The 6,467-nt window shown below is 57.7% G+C and carries 7 protein-coding genes and 1 pseudogene; 6 read left to right on the top strand and 2 right to left on the bottom strand.

What is annotated here, in order from left to right:
- The 6 genes and pseudogenes from AC1DA5_RS10440 to AC1DA5_RS10415 form a co-directional block, all read left to right on the top strand.
- A pseudogene (locus AC1DA5_RS10440) lies at window positions 1-479 on the top strand (hypothetical protein); the annotation flags it as partial.
- A gap of 695 nt (window positions 480-1,174) precedes the next feature.
- Window positions 1,175-1,378: a hypothetical protein gene (locus AC1DA5_RS10435; RefSeq protein ID WP_157886315.1), complete on the top strand. Its 204-nt coding sequence runs from the start codon at window positions 1,175-1,177 to the stop codon at window positions 1,376-1,378.
- A gap of 47 nt (window positions 1,379-1,425) precedes the next feature.
- Entirely contained in the window at window positions 1,426-2,370 is a 945-nt protein-coding gene (locus tag AC1DA5_RS10430; protein WP_413772593.1) for a DDE-type integrase/transposase/recombinase, read from the top strand.
- Window positions 2,371-2,385: 15 nt separating this feature from the next.
- On the top strand, window positions 2,386-3,747 hold the full coding sequence (locus tag AC1DA5_RS10425; RefSeq protein WP_070725688.1) for an MFS transporter: 1,362 nt from the start codon (window positions 2,386-2,388) through the stop codon (window positions 3,745-3,747).
- Between the two features lie 106 nt (window positions 3,748-3,853).
- Complete coding sequence (locus tag AC1DA5_RS10420; protein WP_092648306.1) at window positions 3,854-4,855, top strand: LacI family DNA-binding transcriptional regulator; 1,002 nt, start codon at window positions 3,854-3,856, stop codon at window positions 4,853-4,855.
- Window positions 4,856-4,898: 43 nt separating this feature from the next.
- Window positions 4,899-5,936: a nucleoside hydrolase gene (locus tag AC1DA5_RS10415; protein WP_092648307.1), complete on the top strand. Its 1,038-nt coding sequence runs from the start codon at window positions 4,899-4,901 to the stop codon at window positions 5,934-5,936.
- Window positions 5,937-6,037: 101 nt separating this feature from the next.
- Here AC1DA5_RS10415 and AC1DA5_RS10410 read toward each other — a convergent pair whose 3' ends face one another.
- Together AC1DA5_RS10410 and AC1DA5_RS10405 are read right to left on the bottom strand one after the other, a co-directional pair.
- Window positions 6,038-6,316: an LPXTG cell wall anchor domain-containing protein gene (locus tag AC1DA5_RS10410; protein ID WP_157886318.1), complete on the bottom strand. Its 279-nt coding sequence runs from the start codon at window positions 6,314-6,316 to the stop codon at window positions 6,038-6,040.
- Window positions 6,250-6,467 (bottom strand): MMPL family transporter (locus AC1DA5_RS10405; RefSeq protein WP_480290180.1); only part of this gene is annotated, 218 nt, incomplete at its 5' end. The genes AC1DA5_RS10405 and AC1DA5_RS10410, both read right to left, overlap by 67 nt.

Here is a 6,467-nt window from a genome sequence, read left to right as displayed (position 1 = left end):
AGGAAGTGGCGCCGGGCACCGAGATTACTGTTAATGGTGACACGGTCGTGAAGGCTGTGTGGAAGAAGGTCCAGGTTTCTGTTAGCTACGACGGTAATGGTGGTAGCGGCAGTATGGATGGTGCGACTGTGGATAAGGGCAGTAAGTACACGGTGTTGCCTAATGGTTTTACTGCTCCGGATGACTCCCAGGAATTTAAGGCTTGGGAAGTTGATGGTCAGGAAGTGGCGCCGGGCACCGAGATTACTGTTAATGGTGACACGGTCGTGAAGGCTGTGTGGAAGAAGGTCCAGGTTGATAACCCGAATGGTGGGAGCAACAAGAACGGCGATGACGCCGTTAAAGCGTCTGAATCTCGCAAGTCTGGAAAGCTCTCGAAAACTGGATATGCTGGGATGCCGTATCAAGTCGCAGCGATGATTCTTGCAGCCGGCGGATTACTGATTGCTGCTGGTAGGAAGAAAGTCAGAAAGGACTAAAACTGAGAAGTTAAAGTAGCGTAAGCCGCCCATATGAGCAGTGAATATGGGCGGCTTCGCTATTTTCAAGGAACTTGTAAATATCGAAGTAAGGAACTGCTTCTGCTCTCTGCAAAGCAAAATTTCCCAAGGTTCTTGTAGTAAGAGATTGCTTCGTGAGCTTAATTAACCACCGTCACTCGTGGTTTGGGGATCATACCCGAATTATGAGTATTAATGCGTTGTTATTGGGGTTTGATGAGGGGTATGAAGCTTTGAATTATTGTTCGACGAGCACTTGTGATCGACCGGTTTGGGGTGCCTGGCAGTTAAATCACGTACTGACATTACCTCTAAAACGCAAGCTGACTTGTTTATAAAACTGCTGCTAGAAGGATATTTTATTACAGAACTCGTGATAATTAAAACCTCTCTTGTCACTAAAACGGCCTGATGCTGGGAAGTTCGAGTACCTAAAGCGCAAGTTGCAGGCGAGATATATGGGCCAGATCCTTATCGATGGGATCTGCATTCCCTATAACTGGTGTAAATCAGACTGGGTTTGTGAGAGGGCATGCTATACCTAGCAAGGTTTTTCTATAGCTATCAGTGCTTATGACCAGGAGACCAGGGAGCGGTCGGTGAAGATATGCTTTGATATCCTTGCTGGCGGTGCCTCGTCGAAGCCGGCAGCTATTCGTGTTGTGGAAGCAAAGATGGGAATCGAAGCATCCACGTTGCGCAACTGGATGAGAAAGGCTGAACAGGCCGAGGCGCTGGAAGTAGCAGCCAGTGAGGCGGATAAAGATGCCGAACTTAACAAGCTACGCGAGGAAAATGCCCGGCTTGAGGAAGCCGACGAGATCTTGAAGCTGACGTCAGCTTTTTTGCCTAGGCGGAGCGTTACCGCGCTCAAGTGATTGTGAATTTTCTGCATATTCACCGGCACTTGTATTCCATCGAGCGGATGTGCCACGTGTTCAACGAGCACGAATACGACATTTCGCCAGCAACCTACTACCGTTACATCAGCCGGGTTGCCCCCCACACAGGCCGAACTCGAGGAAGCGTATGCTGCCCACAAGCTGTACACGCTGTGGGTGAAGGCGAGGCGCGTTTATGTGGCAGGCGCAAACTCTGGAAAGTATTCCTGCGCGCTGGATGGTGGATTGGCCGTGACCAGGTACAACGACTGATGAACATCCTGGGAATCAAGCGTGCGCCGGAAGAAGTCGCAACGCACTCCGATCAGTGGCGGGCGGCGGATTTCACCTACGTTTCTACCTTGCAGGGTTGGGTGTGCGTCAGTTCTGTTGAGGACGTGTGCACCAGAGAAATCCTTGCAGTCGTCGACATCCAGACGGATAACAGTCTGGTCGCATGTGCCTTGAGGCAGGCGTTGGCCACACGGAAGTGTCAGGACTCGTTCTTTAAGTCTGCTGGGGTCATACATCACTCCGATGCGGGTAGTCAGTACACCTTGACTGATCTGCGCGACCTGCTGCAACGCCACGGGATGGATGGCTCAATCGGTGCCATTGGGGATGCCTACGACGATGGGCTGATGGAGTCAGTCATTGGGCGGTACAAGTCCGAGTTGATTCACGTTGAAGTTGCTGCCTGGGCCAACAGGCAAGAAGGGAGACCGCGATTATCGGCTGGGTCCACTGGTGCAATACCGACAGGTTGTATTCATCGATTGGGGACATCCCACCCGGTGAGAGATACACCAACCATTTTCAACACGCAGCCTTCAAGGCTGCCTAACACGCCGCTCTCAAAACTCAGGCCAATTCAGTATGCGCCTGGATTCCCTCCGTTTAGTGAGGCGTTTCGAGTGACCAGAGTGTTTTGCACCCTCGTATCTATACGTATAGAATGCGTCTCGCAGAAATCAATGGTGAACCTGTGAAACAGGGGAGGGCAGATGCCGCACATCAAGCATCGCAATCAAATAGCCGATCAACACTTCGAAAGTACCCACGGACGCAAATCTTTCTGGTCCGCAATCGTGTCAATCTGGCTGGGCACGACGATGGAATACGTCGACTTCGCACTGTATGGAATGGCAGCAGGCCTGGTCTTCAGCGATGTCTTCTTCCCTGAACAAACCAAGATCATCGCATTGCTCTCCGCGTTCATCACCTACGCGGTCGGCTTCCTGGCCCGCCCCGTGGGCGCATTCGTGCTGGGACGGCTCGGTGATCGCGTCGGCAGGAAGAAAATCCTTGTCTTCACCGTCGCCCTCATGGGTATCGCAACCTCGGGAATCGGCCTTCTGCCCACATACGCCTCCATCGGAATCTGGGCGCCGATCCTGCTCGCCCTGCTGCGCATCTGCCAGGGATTCGGTGCAGGTGCCGAACTTTCCGGCGGCGCAGTCATGCTGGCCGAATATGCACCCACCCGCCACCGCGGCCTGGTCGCCTCGCTGATCGGTGTCGGCTCCAACAGCGGCACGCTGCTCGCCTCGATCGTGTGGCTGCTGGTCCTGCTGCTGCCGCACGAACAGGTCATTTCCTGGGGATGGCGAATCCCGTTCCTGTGCTCTGTGCTGGTCGCAGCATTCGCACTGTTCCTTCGCCGCTCGATGGATGAAAGCCCCGTCTTCAAGACCTATCAGGAGAAGAAAGCACGCGAACTGGCCGACCTCGACAAGGCGGAAAACGAGCCCGCCAAGTCGACCTTCGGGTGGAAAGCCTTCCTGGTCATGCTGGGTCTGCGCATCGGTGAAAACGGCCCGTCCTACATGGCTCAGGGATTCCTGGTCGGCTACACCGTCAACGCGCTGGGCATGAACAAGTCCGTCCCTACGACCGCAGTGCTGATTGCGTCAATCCTCGGTTTTGCTGTCATCCCACTGTCTGGCTGGTTGTCCGACAGGTTCGGACGACGCATCACCTATCGCGTCTTCTGCGCCCTGCTCGTCATCTACGGCGTGCCCGCATTCTTCCTCATGGAATCGCGCGACGCCCTCGTTGTCGGAGCAGTCATCGTGGTCGGCATGTGTCTGGGTTCCCTCGGAATCTTCGGCGTGCAGGCTGCCTACGGCGTCGAACTGTTCGGCGTCGGCCACCGCTACTCAACAATGGCGATTGCCAAGGAACTGGGATCCATCCTGTCAGGCGGAACCGCTCCGATGGTCGCGTCAGCACTGCTGGCTGCGACCGGCTCGTGGATCCCGCTGGCCATCTACTTCATGGTCACCGCTGGAATCGGCTTCATCACCACGTTCTTCGCACCGGAGACTCGAGGCCGCGACCTCACACTGATCGAAGATGCCATCTAGGCCACGATGCTAAAGTGAAGGACAGAAAATCGCCTTCATGCACGAAGCCGGTCTTCTATCTTTGTTTTAGCGCGACGAGGACGCCCTGACCCAAGCAGACATCGATATGGCGAAAAGAGCTACTCAGAACGACGTTGCCAAGCTGGCGGGCACGTCAACAGCAGTCGTGAGCTACGTGATCAACAACGGTTCGCGCCCCGTCGCTCCCGAAACCCGCAAACGTGTGCTGGAAGCGATTAAGCAGACCGGCTACCGTCCGAACAACGCGGCCAGGGCACTGCTGACAGGCAAAGGCACCACTTTCGGAGTGGTTGTCCCTGACCTGGCGAATCCGTTCCTGGCACACATGCTCCAAAGCATCGAAGACGAGTTCTACGATCATGGGTATTCGCTGCTGGTCGCTGATTCACACGACTGCCTCAAGCGAGAAGAAGACATCATCGAGACTATGATGAGCCAGCAGGTCGCTGGCCTGGTGTGGTACTCGGTTGATCAGCCGCCGCCTGCTCACCTGCTGAAAGACTTCGCGCGGCCGGTGGTATTCGCCAATGCGTGCACTCCGACAGACACTGGCGAAGTTGCAGGGCAGCGCATCAGCGTCCTGGAAGACGAACGAGGAAGCGCCGCAGAGCTGACACGCGAACTCAAGAAACGCGGCTGCAGGACCATCGGGCACCTGGGCGGACCTCGCGGACGCATCAACTCTGCCGAACGCAGCCGAGGCTGGTTCGATGCCCTCGACGACGGTTCAGACGGCAATCCCGAAGATCACCCCCACCACCTGAGTGCCCCCTACACGTACGAGGGCGGCTGGCAGATGGCCGAACACTTTGTGAACCTGGGCTGTGACGGGGTGGTCGTGTCCAATGAGATGCAGGCAGTAGGGCTCATGGCGCGCCTGGCATCACTGGGCGTGCGTATCCCCGACGACATCAGTGTGGTGGCCATGCACATCACTGCGCATGCCGAATACTGTGTGCCGGCACTGTCGGGAATCCACGTGGATATGGCTGATCTGTCAGCTCAGATCGCCACCTCGCTGCTGGGGTCAGGCGCGGCCGCCACCATCGTTCCGACAACATACTTCGTAGAGCGGGCCAGCTGCTAGCCCGCTCCTCACTCTCACTTCACGAAAGTTTCAGGTTTTATTGATGTCACTCATCATTGACTGCGACCCCGGCAACGGCATTCCGGGTGCGAACGTCGACGACGCGCTGGCACTGTGCTTAGCGTGGTCCAGCCCCCAGCTGGATCTGGCGTCGGTGTGGACGGTGTTTGGAAACGTCAGCGCCGCGGAAGGCGCGCAGGCGGCGCATCGGTTGGCGCAGACATTCGGGGTGAGCACCCCGATCCTCACAGGATGCGACGCTCCCCTCGACACATATGTGTCACGCGGAGCCTGGCGGGACAAGATGGAAACGCCCCGTCGCGCGCCTGACGTTGAGCGCCTGTGGCAAGGGGAGGAGTACCCCGCGCAAGGGGAGTCGGCACAGCAGGATGCGTCTGATCCGTGCGAGTCCGCGCAGGAAGTGGCGGCACGGCTGGCTCACGATGTCATGTCGCACGTACACGGCGGCCCGGTCACAATCGCTGCCCTCGGGCCGCTGACCGACATTGGAGCACTGATCCGGTTCGAGCCGGAAGCTGCCCGCCATGTGGCAGAGATCCGCATGATGGGCGGATGCCAGGGGTACGGCGACCTTGTCGACACGAACGTTGCGATCGACCCGCTGGCGGCCTCCATCGTGTTCGCCTCTGGAATCGACCTGACAGTTGTGCCACTCGATGTCACGCGCACGACGCAGCTTTCGCGCGAGCGGTGGGAACAGGTCAGGCAACGTGCCGGCGACCTGCCCGAGCAGCGTGAGCGGGCCGAAGCCATTGATGCATGGCTGAGTCCGTGGATCGAATACAGCACGCGCACGCGGCCGGTGGACGGCATGTGGGTACACGACATGGTGGTCATCGCCCAGATGCTGTGCCCGGAGGTTGTCGAGGAGGAGGCAGGCCGCTTTATGCTGGCACGCGACCCCAGGGGCAAACTGCTGGAGGCCTGCGATGGGGGATCGGGCGAGGGCACCCGCGGCGACGAGGAATTCCTTACCAAGCCAAGACAGGTGAACATGGTGACCGCTGTTGATAACGACAGGCTGTTGACGCTGTGGACGAATGTCGTCCTCGGCGTGTAGAGCCATTGCGCGTGGCTTCTCACTGGCACAACTCGGGATGATATCAGGCGTAACAAAAGTGGGGCCCGACAAATCGGACCCCACTTTCGTGTTACCTCAGGTTAGTGCTTCCTGCGGCGTACGAGCGCCGCACCACCAGCCAGTGCGAACAGTGCCGCAACTCCGGCTCCTGTTGCGTTCGAACCGGTGGCTGCCAGTCCGCGCTTGCCAGTCGAGCTGATCGAGTACTTACCGTTGGCACCCTCAGCGCCGGGGAACTTCAGCACGTGGTTGAACACAGGCGTGGCTGTACCCAGGGCAGTGCCGAAGGAGATCACTGTTGCGGCGATGAAGATGGTGGGGGCAACAGTGCGCGCAGCAGGATGGCCAGAATCACCCACACAGCGACGAGGACGAGGGGGATGATGACGCGCAGGTCACGTTCTCCAGTCAGGTTGGTGTCGATGTCCGTGGCGGTAATGCCGCCGACGAGCACGGAGTTTGGGAGCGCATGCAGTTCGTCACGAATCTTTGCAACAGTCGACTCGGCTT

The sequence above is a fragment of the Pauljensenia sp. C0254C2 genome (genome assembly GCF_056583835.1).
Note: the sequence above shows the minus strand (reverse complement) of the source record. Positions and strands in the feature narration are given on the sequence as shown.